The following is an 18,474-nucleotide window of genomic DNA, read 5'->3' as shown; positions in this document are numbered from 1 at the left end:
GCCATCGCATCGATGAATGCCGATCGATGCAACAGCAGAAAAGATGCCCCCACTGGTCACAATCGCCAACCTGAAGCGCCACAGCTTCCTTTCGTGACAGATGGGACGGCCGCCTCGGAGCAATTCCTCATCGGTCTATTGACATACATCGTTTAACGCTGGCATGGTTCCGGCCGTCCGAACACCCATGCACCCACCGTCGGGGAATCAGGACATCGCTCGAGCCTTCTTGCTGGATTGATCACCCCTTGGGGGACGTGTGACTCAACCACGTGTGCTCGTCGCCTCCGCCTTCGAAGCGGAGCTTCAACCTCTGACCTGTGCGTGTGTCGCCGCCGCCCTGCAGGGCCACGGTGCCGACGTGACCGGCTGGGACGCGCATCTGCGACCCGACGCCATGCCCGACGGCCCCTTCGACCTGGTTCTGGTGTCCGTCCAGCAGTTCGAGGGCCTGGAGCGCGGTGTCTCGCTGGCCCGGCGCCTCTCGGACGAGCGCGACACCACCGTCGTGGCCTTCGGCCAGTACGCACAGATGAATCACCGCGAGTTCCTCCGGGTCGCGGACGCGATCGTCATGGAAGAGCCCGAGCTGATCAGCGAGGAACTGGTCCGACTCGCCGACGGAACCCTCGAGCCGACCCAGGTCCCCGCCCTGATGACGGCACAGGGCATGCGTCCCAAGCCCCCTCGGCGCAGGATCACGGTGCCCAAGCCCGCCCGTGACCTGTTCCCGTCCCTCGTGCACTACCCCGCCCACCACACACCCTTCGGGCTGATGGGCAACATCGAGGCCTCCCGCGGCTGCCACCACAAGTGCACCTACTGCTCCGTCTACGGCGCCTACGACGGCGGCGTTGCCGCCTACGACGGGGACAGCGTTCTCGCCGACGCACTCCAGCTCGCCGAAGAGGGAGTACGTCACTTCTGTTTCATCGACGCCGAGTTCTTCAACTCCCGAACCATCGGCACCGGTGTCGTCGAACGACTGGTGGACGCCATCGGGCCGATCACCTTCGAATTCACCACGCGGGTCGACCACGTGCTGAGCTACCCGCACGAGCTGGAGAAACTCGTCGCCTTGGGGCTGCGTCGCGTCACCTGCGCCCTGGAGTTCCCCTCCGACCGCATCCTGCGCATCTTCGACAAGCACATCGACGTCGAGCACATGCGTCAGGCGATCGCCGAGGCCGAACGCATCGGATTCGAGCTCTACCCCACGTTCATCCCCTTCACCCCCTGGATCGAGTACGACGAACTGCTGGGCTTCGAGGACTGGCTCGTCGAGACCGGGCTCGCCCGTGTCACCGACCCGACAGCGCTCCAGACCCGCCTGCTGCTGTTCAAGGGATCACCGCTGCTGTCCTCACCGTGGATGGAGGACATCGCCACCGTTGACCGTGGCTTCTGGGTGGAGTGGACACACCCCGACAAGCGGGTCGAGGAGCTGTGGCAGCAACGACGAACGGACGCCGAGGACGCAGGCAGGATCCGCTGCTGCGTCAAGTGCTGACCCGCACTCTCCCACACCCGAAGGAACCTGACATGGGCGGATCACCCCGCGTCGTCATATCCACCGGCCAGACCCTGCCCCACATGGACTGGACCGGGGAACTCGCCGACCTCACCGACTCCTGGCCCTACCTCGGCCCCACCTGGCTGGCGGCAACCGAAAAGGTGCTTCCCGAGGCGCAGCCCTGGCACACCGTCGCCGGCCGGGCCCGCGGCGAACTCGCCCTCCTGCCCGGCTACATCCTCTCCACGCCGCCCGTGGTCGACCACGAACCCCGCACCTACCTCGGCCGGCGAGCCCCCACGGGCGAGGAAGTGTGCTGCGGCGCCGAAACCGACGCTGCCCGCAGCGCCGAGATCGACGCCCTCGGGACAGAACCGTTCTTCCCCACACTCCTTCTCGGCTCGCCGCTCGGTTACCGGACCGAAGTGGCCTACAACTTCTGGGCTCCCACCCTCATGGGAGCCATCGTCGACAGGCTCGTGCCCGCCGCCCTGGAAGCAGGCGTCCGCTGCATCCTCGCGCCCTGGATCCCCGACCGGCGCGGCAACGAGGCCTTGGTCTCGGCACTCGACGCCGCAGGAGCCCACAGCACGTTCTGGGGATACGAGGACTTCATCAGCCTCGACGCCCCCGACTGGGACGGCCATCTCGCCGCACTTCCCCTCAAGAAGCGGCAGCGCATCAAAGGAGACGTACGCCGCGCCGAAGCCGCAGGCGTCGCCATCCGCCGCGTCGACGGCACCGACATCCGCCCCCACGTGCAGCGCATCGCTGAACTCACGTGCCTCAACCGCGAGAAGAACGGCGCCGGTGAGCAGCCCGAACACATCGTCGGCATCCTGTCGGCCCTGATCGACCAGGGCGCGGACGTCCGCGCCTACCTCGGCTACAAGAACGACGCGCTCGTTGCCACCTGTGTCGCCATCCGCAAGAACCACCGGCTGTTCCCCAAGTGGGCCGGCTTCGACTACCCCGCCATCGGCGAACGCAGCGGGATCTACTTCGCCCTGGTCCTCGACGCCCCCGTGCGCGACGCCTACGCCGAGGGCCTTCGCACCGTGGAGTTCGGCGCGGGTGCCCACCAGGCCAAGGCCCTGCGCGGATGCACCCCGCGCGCCGTCACCACCTCCATGCTCCTGGCCGACCCCGCGCTGAGGCCCCGGGCCACCGCATGGCTCGACGCCTTCGGCAGAACCAGGCGCGCCGCCTTCGGCGACCCGGGCACCCCCGCTCCCCCCGCCACCCTGCCCCTGCTCGGCAATGCCGCCGGGACCGGCGGCGGCTGCTGCACCAGCTGACTCGCACTCGGACCGACGAGACGGAGCGACATGATCACCTTCATACCTCTGACCGGGTTCCTCGGCGCCGGCAAGACCACGACCATGACCACCACCGCCCTCGCCCTGCAGGAACAGGGCCACCGGGTCGCCGTCATCACCAACGACCAGGGCGTGGAACTCGTCGACACCAAACTCGTCCGCAGCAAGCTCGACAGCGTCGCCGAAGTCACCGGCGGCTGTTTCTGCTGCAGGTTCGAAGACCTCGTCGAGGCCATCGTGGGGCTCGTGGGCTCCGACAACGTCGACATCGTCATCGCCGAAGCCGTCGGAAGCTGCACCGACCTCCAGGCCACCGTGGTACGCCCGCTGCGTCAGTACTACGGCGACCACATGGTCGTCGCCCCCCTCACCACGGTCGTCGACCCGTTGCGTCATCTCGCCTTCGAGCGGGCCGCCCAGCGAGGAGAGCCCGAATCCGACCTCTCCTATCTCTTCCGGCAGCAGCTCAGCGAGGCGGACGTCATCGCCGTCAACAAGCTCGACACCATTCCCGCCGAGCGTGCCGAAACGCTGCTCACCGACCTTCGAGCGCAGTACCCCAAAGCCACCGTCGTCGGCTGTTCGGCCACCACCCGCCAGGGCATCGACTCGCTGCTGGACGCCTGGCGGGCACCCGCCGGCAACGAAGCGGTCGACCTCGACGTCGACTACGACCGCTACGCCGCAGCGGAGGCCCAACTCGCCTGGATGAACCAGGAACTGGACCTCGTCGCCGCCAACGGGGAGTTCGACGCAACCGCCTGGGCCCGCGCCGTCCTCGACCACCTGTCCACCTGGGCCGCCGAACACGACGCCGTGGTCGGACACGCCAAGCTCACCGTGGAAACCAAGGACGGCGACTTCACCAAGCTCAGCGTCACCCGGGCCGGCGAACAGCCCACCCCGGACCGTGAGGCGGGCGGCACCACAGATGTCGCCCGCGCCGTCGTCAACGCCCGTGTCGCCTGCGAACCCGAGGCACTCGACCGCGCAGTCTCCGAGGCCGTCACCGCCGCCGACCAGTGTGCGCAGGTCGTCTCCTCCGCCACCGCGCCCGTGTCGTTCAAACCCTCCTACCCCCGCCCCGTGCACCGCCTGGCCCCCGCCGGAGCATGAGCAGAAGGACACCGACATGACCGATGCCGGCACCGCCACCACCGGGAACCTGCAGGAAGAGGTCCGCGAGTACTACCGCTCCAAGGCAGCCGAGGCCGCGACCGAAGGTGCCTGCTGCTCGCCGGACCCCGACACCTTCGGACCCGCCGCCTACGACGGGATCGGCCCCGGCAGCGCACCCGACACCGCTCTCCTGGCCAGCCTCGGCTGCGGCAACCCGACCGCCGTCGCCGAACTCCGTGAAGGCGAGACCGTTCTGGACCTGGGATCCGGGGGAGGCCTCGACGTGATCCTCAGCTCCCGCCGAGTCGGTCCCGACGGCCGCGTCTACGGCCTGGACTTCCTTGAGGAGATGCTCGCCCTGGCCGCGCGGAACGTTGCGGACGCCGAGGCCGACAACGTCGTGCTCCTCAAAGGCACCATCGAGGCCATCCCGCTGCCCGCCGACACCGTCGACGTGATCATCTCCAACTGCGTCATCAACCTCTCGCTGAACAAGCCCGCCGTGTTCGCGGAGATGGCACGTGTCCTCGCCCCCGGAGGACGCCTCGGCATCAGCGACGTGGTCGCCGAGGACCGCCTCGGCCCCGAAGAACGCGCCGAACGCGGTGGACACAGCCAGTGCATCGCCGGCGCCCTGTCGGTGTCGGAATATCGCGAACTGCTCTCCGCCGTGGGGCTCGAGGACACCGAGGTCGTCTTCACGCAGGAGGCGGCCGACGGCCTCCACGCCGCCGTCATCCGCGCCCGCAAACCCAGCGAGCACGAAGCCGTGACCCGCCAGGAGTGCGTCCCCGGCAGCACCTGCTGCTGAACCGCCACCGGACCCGGGGCGACGACCCGACGCCGCAGCCCCCCGACCAGGGAGACACCGCCATGTCCCTCACCGCCGTGCTCGTCTTCGTGCTCGTCGCCGCGCTGGCGGCGGCGAACGGCAGCAACGACGTCCCCAAGGGCGTCGCCACCCTCGCCGGAGCGGGGGTGACGAAGTACCGCACGGCCATCCTCTGGGGAACGGTCACCACCCTCGTCGGGTGCGTCTGCTCGCTGACGCTCGCCGACAAGATGACCCAGCTCTTCTCCAGCGGGATCGTCACCGCCGAGCCCACCCAGGCGTTCGCCGTCGCCGTCCTGACCGGTGCCGTCAGCTGGGTTGCCCTGGCCACCGTGCTGCGTCTGCCGGTGTCCACCACGCACGCGCTGATCGGCGCGCTGCTGGGCGCCGGTCTCCTCCTCGCCTCCGACAGCATCGCCTGGAGTGCCATTCCGACGAAGCTGGTGATCCCGCTGCTGATGAGCGTCGGCGTCGCCTACGGGATCTCCCTGCTGCTCGCCCTCGTCTTCAACCGTCGCAGTACTCGGGCCGGGGCAGAAGCGACCCGGGCGGCCGAGCCGGCGCCGTCGGTGGCCGGTACCACCGGTGTCACCCACGGCACGGTTCTTGCCACAGACCCGGCCACGTCGACGGCCTCCGGCCCGACGACGAAGACCCCACACGGTGCCCTGGCCGCGGCGCATTGGCTGACCAGCGGTGCTACCGGCTTCGCCCGTGGCCTGAACGACACGCCGAAGATCGTGGCCATCGGCGCCTTCGCCCTGGTCCCGGCCGGCATGGAGACCTGGCAGATCATGCTGCTCGTTGCGGGAGCCATGGCCCTGGGCTCGGTCACCGGAGGCATGCGTGTGGCCGAGCGCCTCGGCGAAGGGGTCATCCGCATGAACCACAAGGAAGGCTTCCTCGCCAACCTGACCACCGCGACTCTCGTCGGTCTCGGTGCCGGCTACGGCCTGCCCATGTCCACCACCCACACCTCGACCGGCGCCATTGCCGGATCGGCCGGGCCCAACCTCGGCCGCCTGAGCGGAAAGACGCTCCGCCACTTCGTCATCGCCTGGGTGGTCACCCCTCCCTTCGCAGCAGCAGTGGCGGCCGGCGTCTTCCTGGCGGCCCGTTAGGTCCTGTCCGAGAAATCCCGCCTGGCCGGGGCGCCCGGCACACAGATCTGCTGCGTTGTCGAAAGCTCCGAGCAGCCCACTACGAGGACGTCTCTCCGCCTTGCATCTGCACGCACCACCCCGACCCCGCCTTGCGGCGGACAGCGCCACTCGCCGGACAGGACTCAGAGAAGCGCCATGCCCCGGACCCCCCTCGAACAGGACATCATCGAGACGTACACCCGCTGGTTCCAGGCACTCGCCGACCCCACGCGCATCCTCATCGTGCGGTACCTGGCCGAGCAGCGCGCCCCGGTGCCGGCGGGCTCCATCGTCGAACACCTGAAGACCAGCCAGCCGACCGTGTCCCATCACCTCAAGACGCTGCACCAGGCGGGGATCCTGACCCGGCGCAGGTCGGGCGCCAACATCCTGTACTCGGTCGACGACCGTTGCGTCTCGGCCCTTCCGCATGCCGCCGCCACCCTGCTCGGCGGCGGCCCCCAACTCCCCGGCTCCGAAGAATCACCGGAGCAGTCCGCCGAACCACGGGCCGCTCGACAAGGGTCCGGCCTGCCCGGTACACGAGAGAAGACGAGGGTTCCCCATGGCCGCCCGCCCGCAGCCCGCTCCTGCCGAAACCGCTGACGAGGCCCTTCCTGTGCTCCTGCTCGTCGGAAGCGGCGACCGCCGATACCGCGAATACATCGTGGCCGCCGTGTCCCGCCGGTTCCGGCTGTGGCTCCTCGACGCCCACGAACCCACCTGGCAGCTTCCGTATGTCGCAGGAACCACCCTGGTGGACACGCACGACCCCGATGCGCTGGCCGCCGCGGCAGCCCCCGTTCTCGCCGAGTACCCCGTGGCCGGGGTCTTCACCTACGACGAATCGCTGGTCCACGCGACTGCCCGCCTCACCCGGGCCCTCGGCCTGCCGGGCAGCCCGCCCGATGCGGTGCTTGCGTGCCGGGACAAGGCCGTGACCCGCGCCCTGCTGACCGCGGCGGGCATCCCCCAGCCGGCGTCGACGCCCGTCTCCACCACGGAACAGGCGCGACAGGCAGCCGACGCCATCGGATATCCCGTGGTCGTCAAAGCCCGCGGACTGGGAGGGAGCATCGGGGTCGTCCGCGCCGACGACGCCGGTGCCGTCGAGGCCGCCTTCACCGCCGCCGGCACCGCCCAATGGCCGGGGGTACCCCGCTACGAAGCCGATGTGCTGGTCGAGGAATACCTGAGAGGCCCTGAGATCAGCGTGGACTCCGTGGTGGCCGAGGGCGTGGTGACCCCCATGGTCGTCGCACGCAAGCAGGTCGGACTGGACCCCTACTTCGAGGAGACCGGACACACCGTCGATGCCTGCGATCCCCTGCTGAAGGACCCGGACCTGATCGATCAGCTGGATCTCATCCATCAGACCCTGGACTTCCACACCGGTTCCACGCACGCGGAGTTCAAGCTGACCCCCGAAGGCCCCCGCCTGGTGGAGATCAACGCTCGCCTGGGTGGCGACTTCATCCCCTACCTCGGAGCCCTGGCAACCGGAACCGATCCCGCTGTGGCAGCCGCCTGCGCCGCGGCCGGCCTGGTCCCCGAGACCGGCCCCAGGACGCAGAAGACCGCCGCCATCCGGTTCCTGTACCCGCAAGCCGACTGCGAAGCCGTCGAAGCAGTCGTCCGCACCGACCGCTTCGGGCCCACCGTGCACAAGGCGGTCGCCACCGCGAATCCCGGCACCCGGCTCGCGCTGCCGCCGCGTGCCTACATGTCGCGGTACGGTTACGTGATCGCTGTGGGCGAGGACCCCGACCAGGTAGCCGCCGACATCGCCGACGCGCACTCCCTGATCGAACTGCGCTCGCGGCCCCTCAGCGACTGAAGCGATGCGCTTCCACCCTTCCCCACGCCGCTCTTCGGAGGGCCGACGACTTCGCCGGCCCTCCGAAGAGTGGACCGTGGGGCCCTCCGGCGAGAGCGGGCGTCCATCAGTCAGAGCAGAGGGAGCACCACCAGGCCGATGCCGATGCTGCCCAGGAGGCCGACCCCCAGATAGAAGGCGAACACCGGGCTCTTCACCACGCTCTTCACGGCCACCATCGCCGGGATCGTCGTCACCGCGCCGCCGAGCAGGAAGGTGACACCGGCGGCGGCGACCATGCCCTGGTTCATCAGGCCTTCCACCACCGGAATGGCTCCGACACCGTTGAGGTAGAGCGGGACGCTGATGGCTCCCGACATCAGTACCGAGACCACGCCGTCCGTGCCGAGCAGCGAAGAGACCACATCGCTGGGCACGTAGCGGATGATCAAAGCCTCCAGGACGATGGCCAGCAACAGCCACTTGCCCAGCACCAGTGAGTCGCCCCAGATCTCCTTGAGGATCTCGCCGAACCTCAGGTTCTTGATGTCCCGGCGCACGAGCACACGCCACGGCGTTCCGTCGTCCACCAGCGGATCCTGATCCGACACCGACGAACAGCCGGTCGAGGTGGTGGTGCCGTCACGGGCCTCGCCATCGCCTGCGACGCCGGAAGCTCCTGCCGCCACCGGAACCGGCGTTCTCGCTGCCGAGCATGCGGCAGCGGGGGCCGGGTCCGCGGACTGCGCGCAGGACGCAGCAGACTTCGTCCTGGACGTGCCGACCAGAGGATCGGCAAAGTAGCCCCGCCGCTCCAGGACGAGCACCAGGAGCCCGGCGCCGAAACTCAGGACCAGGGCACCGAGCAGGCGTGCCGTGGCGACCGGGAACCCCAGCTGGGCGACGGAGAGAGCGTAGATCTCCGGGTCCATGGCAGGTGAGGCGATCCAGAAGGACATCACGGCGGACAGGGGGACGCCCGCGATCAGGAACCGTCTGATCAGAGGGATGACCGTGAACGAGCAGAAGGGGCTGAAGGCACCGATGGCGGTGACGATGGCGATCCCGAGTACGCCTCGTCTGGAGAAGCTGCGCCGCGCGACGACGTCGATGGACAGGCGCTGTACCGAGATGCCCAGAACGACTGCGAGCAGGAACCATGGGAGGTAGTGCACGACCTCACGCAGGACGAACAGGCAGAGAGCCTGCAATTCACTCACGGGGTGAACCTCTCTGAAGCGGACGGCACGGACGGGAGGCGGTCGACCTGCTCGGAGCAACGGTTCGCGCGCCCCTCCCCATTCATCGAATATCGATGATAAACGATTAATGGTCGGCCGACCACGGCTGTGTGCACCCCCGGGAGCGCGAGTCCGCGGTGTGGATGCGGCCGAGATCCCGATGTTCCGGGAAGGCGTGGCAGACAAGGCCTGAGGCGGGAGGCCATGACGCGTCGAGCCCGGTAATGGCCGGATCCGGCGGGCGATCGGTCCGAAAGCGGGACGTCGGGCGCGGGGGTGGGGGCGCATTCTCCTCCCGCGGGCCCGGTGAAGGCTTGCCGCTCGCCCTGGCAATCGAATACTATCGATTAACCATGACCGGCACGATGAATGCCCAGCTGATCGATCGGACCGAGGCCGAGGCCTACGCAACCTGGTTCAAGGCCCTCTCCGACCCCACCCGCGTCCAGATCCTGAACCTTCTGGCCCTTGCCGATGGTCCGATGAGCGTGGGCGAGATCGTCGAGCAGGTGGGCGTCGGACAGTCCACCGTGTCGCATCACCTCAAGCTGCTCGCCGACGTACGCTTCGTCTTCCGTGAACGCCAGGGAACATCGATCTTCTATTCGATCAACGTCGCCTGCGTCGCCTGCTTCCCCAGTGCCGCCGACGCCGTCATGGGCCGCCCGGCGGCCTCGGCCCGGAGCGCGGACTGATGCCGGAGCCGGGAGAGCGCGGAGCCGGTCCGACGCCGGCGTGCTGTCCGCCGATCACCACGGCCGCCCTTTCCGAGGACGCCGCGGAGGTTCTGGCAGCGCTGTTCAAGGCCCTGTCCGACCCCGTGCGCCTCCGTCTGCTCTCCCGGGTGGCATCGCACCCCGGGGGTGAAGCGTGCGTCTGCGACATAGCCGACGTCGGCGTCTCCCAGCCCACGGTCTCGCACCACCTGAAGAAGCTTCGCGAAGCGGGGGTGCTGACCTCGGAGCGGCGCGGAACCTGGGTGTACTACCGACTGGCTCCCGGTGTCCTGCCCTCCATCGGCGCCGTACTCGTGGGCGGGCCGAGCGAGTTCCCTCGGCCCGCCGTCCCCGGCCCACGCCCTGTCACCGTCTGACCAAGGAGGCGTCGATGGTCACCGCGGTGAACCGGGGGCTCGACGCGCGCATCAACCTCCGCCCTCCCTGTGGGGGAGAAGCTCAGCCGTTCACCCGCTGGGCCGCCCGCGAAGTGCCGGAGCCGTCCGGCGTGCCGATGCGGGTGACCGGGGCGAGCCCGGAGATGGTCACCGCCGCGAGCGCCAGTACGCCGAGGGCGGTGGGCAGTCCGACGAGCGTCGCCAGCCCGCCGATGATCGGTGAGACGAGCAGCCAGCCGAGGTTGCCGGCGAAGCCGATCTGGCCCATCGCCAAGGCCGGGTGGGGAAGAGCCCCCGCCGCGCTGAAAGCGCCGGGGAAGACCGCGCTGATCCCGGCCCCGGCGACGACGAACGCCGCCAACGCGGGCCAGGGAAGTGCCAGCAGCAGAGCCGCGGTGAGCGCGACGGCGCAGCACAGGGTGCCGGCCCGGATCAGGCGGACCCACCCGAGACGGTTCACCAGCCGGTCGTTGAACAGTCGGGTGGTGACCTCTCCGGCGGAGAAGGCCGCGTATCCGGCGGCGGCCATTGCCGCGTCCGCACCGACATGCCGGAGGTAGATGCCGCTCCAGGAGGCGGGGGCGTCGGAGACCAGGGCGGCAAGAAACGTCATCAGGGCGAGCAGCAGGACGATCAGCCGCCCGTTCTTCCCCCTCCCGGCAGCGCCTTGCGTGCTCTCGGCCGGAGGGCGACCGGAGCGAGGACCGGACGCTTCCTCCGCTTCCCCGGCCTGTCCCGCGGGTGGCTGGAGGCCGCAGGCAGCCAGTGCCGACATGACGGCCACCACCACGGCCAGGAGCAGGAACTGGGTTCGCAGTGACAGGCCCAGCGTTGCCGTGGCGACTCCGGCCAGGCCGCCGCCGACGGCGCCGATGCTGCGGATCGCGTGCATGGAGTTGAGCACGGGACGGCCGTACTGCCGCTGCACCTGAACCGCCTGGGCATTCATCGCCACCGAGGTGCAACCGTCGGCAGCACCCAGCACCACCAGGACGGCCATGAGCGACCACGCGGACTGCGCGGTCGGGACGAGACCCAGCGGAATGCTGAGCACGATGGAAGCCGACGCGCTCACGGTACGGCTGCCGAGGCGGTGCACCAACAGCCCGCCCGCTTGGCTGCCCGCCAGCGCGCCGAGCCCCGGGCCGGCCAGCACCAGGCCCAACGTCGCTGCGGACAGCTGGAGTTCGTCCTGAACGGCAGGGACCCTGGCTGCCCAGGAGGCGAACACCGCACCGTGTACGAAGAAGATGGCCGACACCGCCGCCCGTGCCGGCCGCAGATGGGCGGTCGCGGGGACGCTGTCCTCATCCGGCACGGCGTACCCCTGTTCCGGCGTGGAGCCGGATGACGGTGTGCGTCCCCGTGGCAGGGCGTGGACGTGTTGTCATCCGGTGCTCCTTCGCTGTGTCGCAGCTCGGGCTCGGCCGGCGACGGGCCCCGGCCGCCTACTGGCGCTTCTCCGTCGCCCCGTCTGTTGAAACACACGGGAACGGGATCTTCGATCTGTCGCAGCCGGCCGGGAGGACCCGGGCACCGGTGCTGCCGCGCGCAACAGCCGACGGCGGGCCCGGACATGCGCCGTCCGTCCTTCCCGGGGCCCGAGCACAGCACCCCGTCGCCACACCGGTGCAACCCGCCGGCCCAGGGACGGGGCACCCCCAGGGGGCGGCTCCCAGGGGCCGCCGGATCGATCAAGATCAAGGGTCCGACGACAGGCCCGGACCTCAACGTGCCTTTCGGCGGGGTGGGGGGGATTCCTCCGGGGACACCTTCCGCGAACAGGGTTCGGTGGCTGTCGTCCTCTTCGCCCGGTCGCGTCCGTACGTCGGCAGGGCCGCTGAGGCTTCCGGCGGGCAGGCTCCCGGCCTCGCCGCGGGCGGTCGCCTCCCGCGGCAACGCACCTGTCGCACCACCTGTTCGCATCACGCACGTCCGGGCCGGCCCCCAGCGGGCCGGCCCGGAACGACGGGGGTCGGTCAGGCGATGTCGTACCGGTCGGCGTTCATCACCTTGTTCCATGCGGAGACGAAGTCGTGCACGAACTTCTCCTTCGCGTCATCGCTCGCGTAGACCTCCGCGAGCGCGCGCAGTTCGGAGTTCGACCCGAAGACCAGGTCGGCGCGAGTGCCGGTCCACTTGACCTCGCCCGTGGCCGCGTCGCGGCCCTCGAACGTGTTCGCGTCCTCGGACGTCGCCTTCCACGTCGTGCCCAGGTCGAGCAGGTTGACGAAGAAATCGTTGGTCAGCGAACCGGGGGTCGAGGTGAAGACCCCGAGCGAGGACTGCTGGTGGTTGGCGCCCAGGACGCGCAGTCCGCCGACGAGGACCGTCATCTCCGGGGCGCTGAGCGTCAGCAGGTTCGCCCGGTCGATGAGCAGGAACTCGGCCGGAAGCCGGTTGCCCTTCGCGAGGTAGTTGCGGAAGCCGTCCGCAGGCGGCTCCATCTCGGCGAACGACTCCACGTCGGTCTGCTCCTGCGACGCATCCGTACGACCCGGCGTGAAGGGGACCTCCACGTCGTAACCGGCGTCCTTGGCAGCCCGTTCGACGGCCGCGCAGCCGCCGAGCACGATCAGGTCGGCCAGCGAGATCTTCTTGTCGCCGCTCTGAGCGGAGTTGAAGTCACCCTGGATGCCTTCGAGGGTGCGGAGCACCGTCGCCAGCCGGTCGGGGTCGTTGACCTCCCACCCGCGCTGCGGCTCGAGGCGGATACGTGCACCGTTGGCACCGCCGCGCTTGTCGCTGCCGCGGAAGGAGGATGCCGACGCCCACGCGGTGGACACGAGTTCGGACACCGACAGTCCCGAGTCGAGGATCCGGGACTTGAGGCCGGCGATGTCACCCGCGTCGACGAGCTCGTGGTCCACGGCCGGGACCGGGTCCTGCCACACCAGCGTCTCGGCCGGAACCTCCGGGCCGAGGTAGCGCTGGACCGGGCCCATGTCGCGGTGGGTCAGCTTGAACCACGCGCGGGCGAAGGCGTCCGCGAACGCGTCGGGGTTCTCGAGGAAGCGCCGCGAGATCTGCTCGTAGGCCGGGTCCACGCGCAGCGAGAGGTCGGTCGTCAGCATGGTCGGCGCGTGACGCTTCGACGCGTCGTGGGCGTCGGGGACGGTGCCCGCCCCGGCGCCGTCCTTCGCCGTCCACTGGTTGGCGCCGGCAGGGCTCCGGGTCAGCTCCCACTCGTAGCCGAAGAGGGTCTCGAAGAAGGTGTTGTCCCACTTCGTCGGGGTGGGCGTCCACGTAACCTCGAGGCCGCTGGTGATGGTGTCACCGCCCTTGCCGGTGCCGTAGGAGTTCCGCCAGCCGAAGCCCTGCTCCTCGAGACCGGCGGCCTCGGGGTCGGGGCCGACACTGTCCGCGGGCCCGGCGCCGTGCGTCTTGCCGAAGGTGTGGCCGCCCGCGATCAGGGCGACCGTCTCCTCGTCGTTCATCGCCATCCGGCGGAACGTCTCGCGGATGTCGCGGGCCGCGGCGAGCGGGTCCGGATTGCCGTTCGGGCCCTCCGGATTGACGTAGATGAGGCCCATCTGGACCGCGCCGAGCGGGTCTTCGAGATCGCGGTCGCCGGTGTAACGCTTGTCGTCGAGCCAGGTGGTCTCCGGGCCCCAGTAGACGTCCTCCTCGGGTTCCCAGACGTCTGCGCGCCCGCCGGCGAAACCGAAGGTCTTGAAGCCCATGGACTCCAGGGCGACGTTGCCGGCGAGGATCATCAGGTCGGCCCATGAGATCGTCCGGCCGTACTTCTTCTTGACCGGCCACAGCAGGCGGCGGGCCTTGTCCAGGTTGACGTTGTCCGGCCAGCTGTTGAGCGGCGCGAAACGCTGCTGGCCCGCTCCGGCGCCACCGCGGCCGTCGCTGACCCGGTAGGTGCCCGCGCTGTGCCACGCCATGCGGATGATGAGCGGGCCGTAGTGGCCGAAGTCGGCCGGCCACCAGTCCTGTGAGGTCGTCAGCACCTCGGCGATGTCGCGCTTCACGGCCGCGAGGTCGAGGGACTTGAAGGCCTCGGCGTAGTCGAACTCCTCGCCGAGGGGGTTGCTCACGGCCGGGTTCTTGGCGAGAACCTTCACGTTGAGCCGCTCCGGCCACCACTGGCGGTTTCCGCCGCCCTGTGTCGGGTGGAGCGCGCGCCCGTGTGCGACCGGGCAGCCACCTTCGCCTTCCGTCTTCGCGTCGACGACGATGGCCTCGTGGTTTTCGGAGTGCTCAGACATGAAATTCCTTCCGGACCAGACGGATCACGTGCTCAGGAACTGCGGTCGGTGGAACGGTCGGGGCACAGGCCCCCGGAAATGACCTCGGTCTTCGTCGATGCGACAGAAGCCGTGGTGGTCGGACGCGGTCAGGAGCCACCGTACGACCGGCGCACGGTGCGGCGGTGGTTCCGCCGCCGCGTCCCTCGAACGGGCCGGGCTGCCGGCCGGTTCGATGCGGCGTACGAGTGCCGCCGCGACGGGCAGGCCGCGAGGGGTCGTCATGCGCACGCCGGCGCAGGACGTCTCGTCATGCTTCTGCCTCCTGCCGTCCGGAGTCTTCCTGTCCCTTGGCTATTGCCGGAGTCGATCCTACGATGGACAGAGTCCAAGTCAATAAGAAAGCCAAACTCGTATCCGATCGGGACCCGGGCGTCCGTCCGCCGAAGCCCGGTACGGTCGGGCCCGAAGAGGGGGGAATGCGTGAGTGACCTGCTGGAACGACTGCGGGGCCGCGGCTGGCGGATGACCTCCCAGCGGCGTGTCGTGGCCGAGGTTCTCGAGGGCGACCACGTCCATCTCACCGCCGACGAGGTGCACGCCCGGGCGGCGCAGCGGCTGCCGGAGATATCCCGGGCGACGGTCTACAACACCCTGGGCGAACTGGTTTCCCTCGGTGAGGTCATCGAGGTCGTGACCGACGGCCGGGCCAGGCGCTACGACCCCAACGCGCACCACCCGCACCAGCATCTGGTGTGCTCCGCGTGCGGCACCATGCGCGACGTGAGTCCCACCGGCAGCCCGCTCGCCGACCTCCCGGCGGAGGAACGCTTCGGGTTCACGGTCTCCGGCGCCGATGTCACCTATCGCGGGCTCTGCCCCGCCTGCATCCGGCGTCCGGGCGCGTAGCCGCGCGGATGCCGGGCGCCGATCCCGATCTCCTGCGGCAGCCCGGTGCGGGCGCGCTGCGAACCCGCCCTTCCGACGCCGGCCGTAACCGGTAGTCCGACGGCATGGGGGTCGCCCGCCTGCGGACATGGGTGCCGGTACCGATGGTGGCCGCCGCCCCCGCATGTGACCGTGGCTGTGACGCCGCGATTCCGGTCCGGGGAGGAGGGACCATGGCACAGCCCGGCGACACGATCCCGTACGACCGGACCGAGCAGACCGAGCGGTGCGATGCCGGCTTCGCACGTTCTGCGGGGGCGGGGCGGCGGCGCAGTTCGCGTGCGTACCGGCGCGGACCGGCCTGGGCTCTGCCGCTCTGTCTCCCTGCCGTCCCTGACGGTGGGCCTGGCTCTGCCGCAGGGCCTGCTCCTTGCCATGGGCCTGGTCACGGCAGGGGCCGCGGCGCACCTGTTCGCATCCCCGCGCAGGCACCCGCCCGGCCGATCCTGACCACGACCGCCGTTCGCCGGGCGACGGCCGACGGTCACTGACGGGCGGGGGGCTTCCTCCCCGACCCGCGCAGTTCCAGCGGGTCAGGACGGCTCGCCGGCGTCCGTCTTCTCACCCGGGGGGTGCTCCTCGCTCATGGGAAAGGCCATGGTGGTGACCCCCACACGAACCGTGCCCGGGGTGCCTGCCGGGTGAGCGGCATCGTGCATGTCGATGGCGAACTCGATGAAGCGTCGGCGCATCTCCCGCCAGACCTCCGGTTCCATCCACAGTTTGGCATCGATGGTGACGCCTTCGCCTTCGGGGGCCCGCTGCACGACCCGCTTCCGGAGATTGGACATGAGCGCCTCCGCCATGTGCAGGGCACCCTCCCCTTCGCTGTGGTCGGACAGCGGTGCGCCACGACGGACTCGTGGGAACGCTGCCCGGAACGGGCGCTCCCTTCCGCCTCGCCGGGTGCGTTCCTCCACCAATTCGACCAGTCCCACTGCCGCCGGCCGGCGAACGTGATGACTGGCCAGCGCATGGGACACACCCAGGACACGGGCCAGTTCGGCAGCGGACATCGGTCCGGGCCACATGAGAGTCAGCATCTGCAGTCTGAGGGGGTGAGCGACGGCACGAAGCTGAGGATCGATCAGGGTCACGCGTTCCAGTCATCTCTGCCCGGGGAGACCCCCAAGCGGTACCCCGGAACGACATGCGCGGGCGCGCCAAATTTCGTGTATTCAGAACCAGTTGGCCTCGGATGATCGAGGCCGGCGGCATGACCGGCAGGCCAGAGGACCGCGCCGGCCCGGCCCGGCCCTCTCGTGATGTCGTCCAGGGCTCGCCGCTACCCCCGAACAATTGATGGGGAGTAATGTCGCGACTCGGGACGCTGCGGTCGGCGGCCTGCCGGCTGCGCAGCACACTCGGTGCCGAGAGCCTGGTCGTCTGTGCGGACGGATACGTCCTGCGGGCATCACCCGCCCGGTTCGACGTCGCACTTGCCGAGAGCCGGGCGGAACACGCCGAAGAGGAGCTCTGCGACGGCCGGTTGGGCCAGGCCCGGAGACTGCTCACCTCGGCCCTGGAACTGTGGGACGGAGAACCGCTGAGCGGCCTGTGCGGCAGCTACGCGGAAGTCCAGCGCGCACGACTGTCCGAATGGCGGCTGTCCCTGGTGGAACGCCGCTTGGAGATCGATCTCGACCTCGGTCGGCACGACGGAGTCATCGCCGAACTCGCCGCCCTGTCCTCCGAGCACCCCTACCACGAGCACGTTCGTGACCTGCAGATGCTCGCACTGCACCGCAGCGGACGGCGGGCCGAAGCACTGGCCGTCTACTCCGCGACGCGCCGTTTCCTCCGTGAGGACATAGGGATCGAGCCCGGCAGCGAACTCACCGATCTCCACCGGCGCATCCTCGTGTCGGACTGCGGGCTCGACGTCCGGAACACCCGAGCGTCCGTGCCGGTCGGCAGCCGTTGGCCGGCGAGGTGTGCACGCCCGCGGTCCCCCTTCAGAGGAAGCGCCACGTCAGCAACGGTCTGAGCGGAACCGTGCAGTCCTCTTCGCCGACCGGGAAGGACCACCGAGGAGCAGTTTGAGTTCGGTACGGCCGGACCGGGCCGGCACCCGCCGTTCGGCGACCTTCGGCGTGATGACGGGTGTCCGAAGGTCGAGCGCCCCGTCCATCGTGATGCCGGGAACGTCCGCCCTTCTGCGGCCGGGTCCCCGACGCCTCACGAAGCAGCCGCCGGAGCACGGCCGTTCTCCTGTGCACGCGAGGACGGTCGGCTCGTGCCGGGGGTGGTCCCGGCCCGGTCCGCCAGCGCCTTCTCCAGGTGCTGGATGCGGTGGTACTGCACCCGCGCGGTGCGCTGAAGTGTCATGACCGACGTGAGGAACTGCTCCATTTCCGCGGCGCGGGTGAGGATGTCGTCGGGGACCCGCTCGTCGTGCCCTCCGGTCTCCGCGTCCTCGTGCAGAAGGGCCTGTGCCCATGCGCGGGTGACCGGCTTGAACAACCCCGGATGGTTGGCCACGATCCGCGCCCGGATGGCCAGGTCGTTCTCGGCGGCTTCCACGTGGAGCCCGGTGTCCTTGTTGCGTGCCCCGAACAGTGGCTCGTGGATGTGATGGGCGTCGAAGCCCTTTTCGGCACACCCGATCCAGAAGTCCCAGTCCTCACCGGCGCGCATGTCCTCGTTGTAGCCACCCACGGCCTCCCAGACCTCGCGGCGGAAGAGGGAGCAGTAGAACATGATCAGTCGCTGGAGGAGCAGTTCCCGGCTGTAGGCGGGCATGGGCAGGACCTGCGGCGGCAGGTCGTCGTCGGTGAAGGCGAAGATGTCGGTGGACGCGATGGCGACGGCCGGGTCGCTGTCCAGGACCGCGGTGGTCCTCTCGAGCATCGTGGGGGCGATCACGTCGTCGGCGTCCAGCGGCAGGATGTAACGGCCGGCTGCGGCTGCGATACCTGTGTTGCGTGCTGCGGAGACTCCGGCGTTGACCTGTTCCAGCAGCCGGATGCGCCGTTCGGGGTGCCGGGCGATCAGGGCCCGGGCCACGTCTGCGCTGTCGTCCGTACTGCCGTCGTCGACGACGACGATCTCCCAGTCGCGATACGTCTGTGCCAGGACGCTCTGCACCGCGTGGGGGAGGAAGCTGCCGTAGTTGTGGCAGGGGATGACCACGGAGACCGCGGGGGTCGAGCTGTGACTCATATGCCGTCTTCCACTTCGAACGGGAGGGCAATTCGGGAGGGGGTGTGCTCGGCGGGAGAGGGCCGCGTG

At 69.6% G+C, this 18,474-nt stretch carries 16 protein-coding genes; 11 read left to right on the top strand and 5 right to left on the bottom strand.

What is annotated here, in order from left to right:
- Window positions 1-259 precede the first annotated feature (259 nt).
- The 7 genes from arsL (at window position 260) to M1E25_RS23295 (ending at window position 7,762) form a co-directional block, all read left to right on the top strand.
- Window positions 260-1,510, top strand: coding sequence for an arsinothricin biosynthesis radical SAM protein ArsL (gene arsL, locus M1E25_RS23325; protein WP_251418881.1), 1,251 nt, complete (start codon window positions 260-262; stop codon window positions 1,508-1,510).
- Window positions 1,511-1,542: 32 nt separating this feature from the next.
- Window positions 1,543-2,811 (top strand): GNAT family N-acetyltransferase, encoded by a 1,269-nt coding sequence (locus tag M1E25_RS23320; protein WP_251418880.1) that lies wholly within the window; start codon window positions 1,543-1,545, stop codon window positions 2,809-2,811.
- Window positions 2,812-2,841: 30 nt separating this feature from the next.
- Window positions 2,842-3,948 (top strand): GTP-binding protein, encoded by a 1,107-nt coding sequence (locus M1E25_RS23315; protein ID WP_251418878.1) that lies wholly within the window; start codon window positions 2,842-2,844, stop codon window positions 3,946-3,948.
- 16 nt (window positions 3,949-3,964) lie between these two features.
- Window positions 3,965-4,762 (top strand): methyltransferase domain-containing protein, encoded by a 798-nt coding sequence (locus M1E25_RS23310; RefSeq protein ID WP_251418876.1) that lies wholly within the window; start codon window positions 3,965-3,967, stop codon window positions 4,760-4,762.
- A 62-nt stretch (window positions 4,763-4,824) separates the two neighbouring features.
- Window positions 4,825-5,904, top strand: a complete 1,080-nt coding sequence (locus M1E25_RS23305) for an inorganic phosphate transporter (RefSeq protein WP_251418874.1) — start codon at window positions 4,825-4,827, stop codon at window positions 5,902-5,904.
- Between the two features lie 177 nt (window positions 5,905-6,081).
- Window positions 6,082-6,531 carry an ArsR/SmtB family transcription factor gene (locus M1E25_RS23300; protein ID WP_251418872.1) on the top strand — a complete coding sequence of 150 codons (450 nt, stop codon included), beginning with the start codon at window positions 6,082-6,084 and terminating at the stop codon, window positions 6,529-6,531.
- Window positions 6,491-7,762, top strand: a complete 1,272-nt coding sequence (locus M1E25_RS23295) for an ATP-grasp domain-containing protein (protein WP_251418870.1) — start codon at window positions 6,491-6,493, stop codon at window positions 7,760-7,762. The genes M1E25_RS23300 and M1E25_RS23295 overlap by 41 nt, the downstream gene beginning before the upstream one ends.
- A 110-nt stretch (window positions 7,763-7,872) precedes the next feature.
- Here M1E25_RS23295 and M1E25_RS23290 read toward each other — a convergent pair whose 3' ends face one another.
- The gene (locus M1E25_RS23290; protein WP_251418868.1) at window positions 7,873-8,961 is read right to left on the bottom strand and encodes a permease; all 1,089 of its coding nucleotides are present in this window, start codon (window positions 8,959-8,961) and stop codon (window positions 7,873-7,875) included.
- Window positions 8,962-9,335: 374 nt separating this feature from the next.
- Here M1E25_RS23290 and M1E25_RS23285 point away from each other — a divergent pair, with 374 nt between their 5' ends.
- Together M1E25_RS23285 and M1E25_RS23280 are read left to right on the top strand one after the other, a co-directional pair.
- The gene (locus tag M1E25_RS23285) at window positions 9,336-9,677 is read left to right on the top strand and encodes an ArsR/SmtB family transcription factor (protein WP_251418866.1); all 342 of its coding nucleotides are present in this window, start codon (window positions 9,336-9,338) and stop codon (window positions 9,675-9,677) included.
- Window positions 9,677-10,075 (top strand): ArsR/SmtB family transcription factor, encoded by a 399-nt coding sequence (locus tag M1E25_RS23280; RefSeq protein ID WP_251418864.1) that lies wholly within the window; start codon window positions 9,677-9,679, stop codon window positions 10,073-10,075. The genes M1E25_RS23285 and M1E25_RS23280 overlap by 1 nt, the downstream gene beginning before the upstream one ends.
- 82 nt (window positions 10,076-10,157) lie before the next feature.
- On the opposite strand, the gene M1E25_RS23275 is transcribed toward M1E25_RS23280, so the two are convergent.
- Together M1E25_RS23275 and katG are read right to left on the bottom strand one after the other, a co-directional pair.
- Window positions 10,158-11,414 carry an MFS transporter gene (locus tag M1E25_RS23275; protein WP_251418862.1) on the bottom strand — a complete coding sequence of 419 codons (1,257 nt, stop codon included), beginning with the start codon at window positions 11,412-11,414 and terminating at the stop codon, window positions 10,158-10,160.
- A 661-nt stretch (window positions 11,415-12,075) separates the two neighbouring features.
- Window positions 12,076-14,316, bottom strand: a complete 2,241-nt coding sequence (gene katG, locus M1E25_RS23270; RefSeq protein WP_251418860.1) for a catalase/peroxidase HPI — start codon at window positions 14,314-14,316, stop codon at window positions 12,076-12,078.
- A gap of 462 nt (window positions 14,317-14,778) precedes the next feature.
- Here katG and M1E25_RS23265 point away from each other — a divergent pair, with 462 nt between their 5' ends.
- Window positions 14,779-15,204 (top strand): Fur family transcriptional regulator, encoded by a 426-nt coding sequence (locus tag M1E25_RS23265; RefSeq protein WP_251418858.1) that lies wholly within the window; start codon window positions 14,779-14,781, stop codon window positions 15,202-15,204.
- Window positions 15,205-15,776: 572 nt separating this feature from the next.
- Here the strand turns inward: M1E25_RS23265 and M1E25_RS26040 are convergent.
- Window positions 15,777-16,340 (bottom strand): helix-turn-helix domain-containing protein, encoded by a 564-nt coding sequence (locus M1E25_RS26040; protein ID WP_505016605.1) that lies wholly within the window; start codon window positions 16,338-16,340, stop codon window positions 15,777-15,779.
- 215 nt (window positions 16,341-16,555) lie between these two features.
- Between M1E25_RS26040 and M1E25_RS23250 the strand changes: the two genes are divergently transcribed.
- Window positions 16,556-17,230 (top strand): AfsR/SARP family transcriptional regulator, encoded by a 675-nt coding sequence (locus tag M1E25_RS23250; protein ID WP_251418856.1) that lies wholly within the window; start codon window positions 16,556-16,558, stop codon window positions 17,228-17,230.
- Between the two features lie 191 nt (window positions 17,231-17,421).
- On the opposite strand, the gene M1E25_RS23245 is transcribed toward M1E25_RS23250, so the two are convergent.
- Window positions 17,422-18,405 carry a glycosyltransferase family 2 protein gene (locus M1E25_RS23245; protein ID WP_251418854.1) on the bottom strand — a complete coding sequence of 328 codons (984 nt, stop codon included), beginning with the start codon at window positions 18,403-18,405 and terminating at the stop codon, window positions 17,422-17,424.
- Window positions 18,406-18,474 lie beyond the last annotated feature (69 nt).

It is taken from the genome of Streptomyces meridianus, from assembly GCF_023703325.1.
In the GTDB taxonomy this organism is placed as follows: domain Bacteria; phylum Actinomycetota; class Actinomycetes; order Streptomycetales; family Streptomycetaceae; genus Streptomyces; species Streptomyces meridianus.
This window is presented reverse-complemented; position numbering and strand designations above follow the sequence as displayed.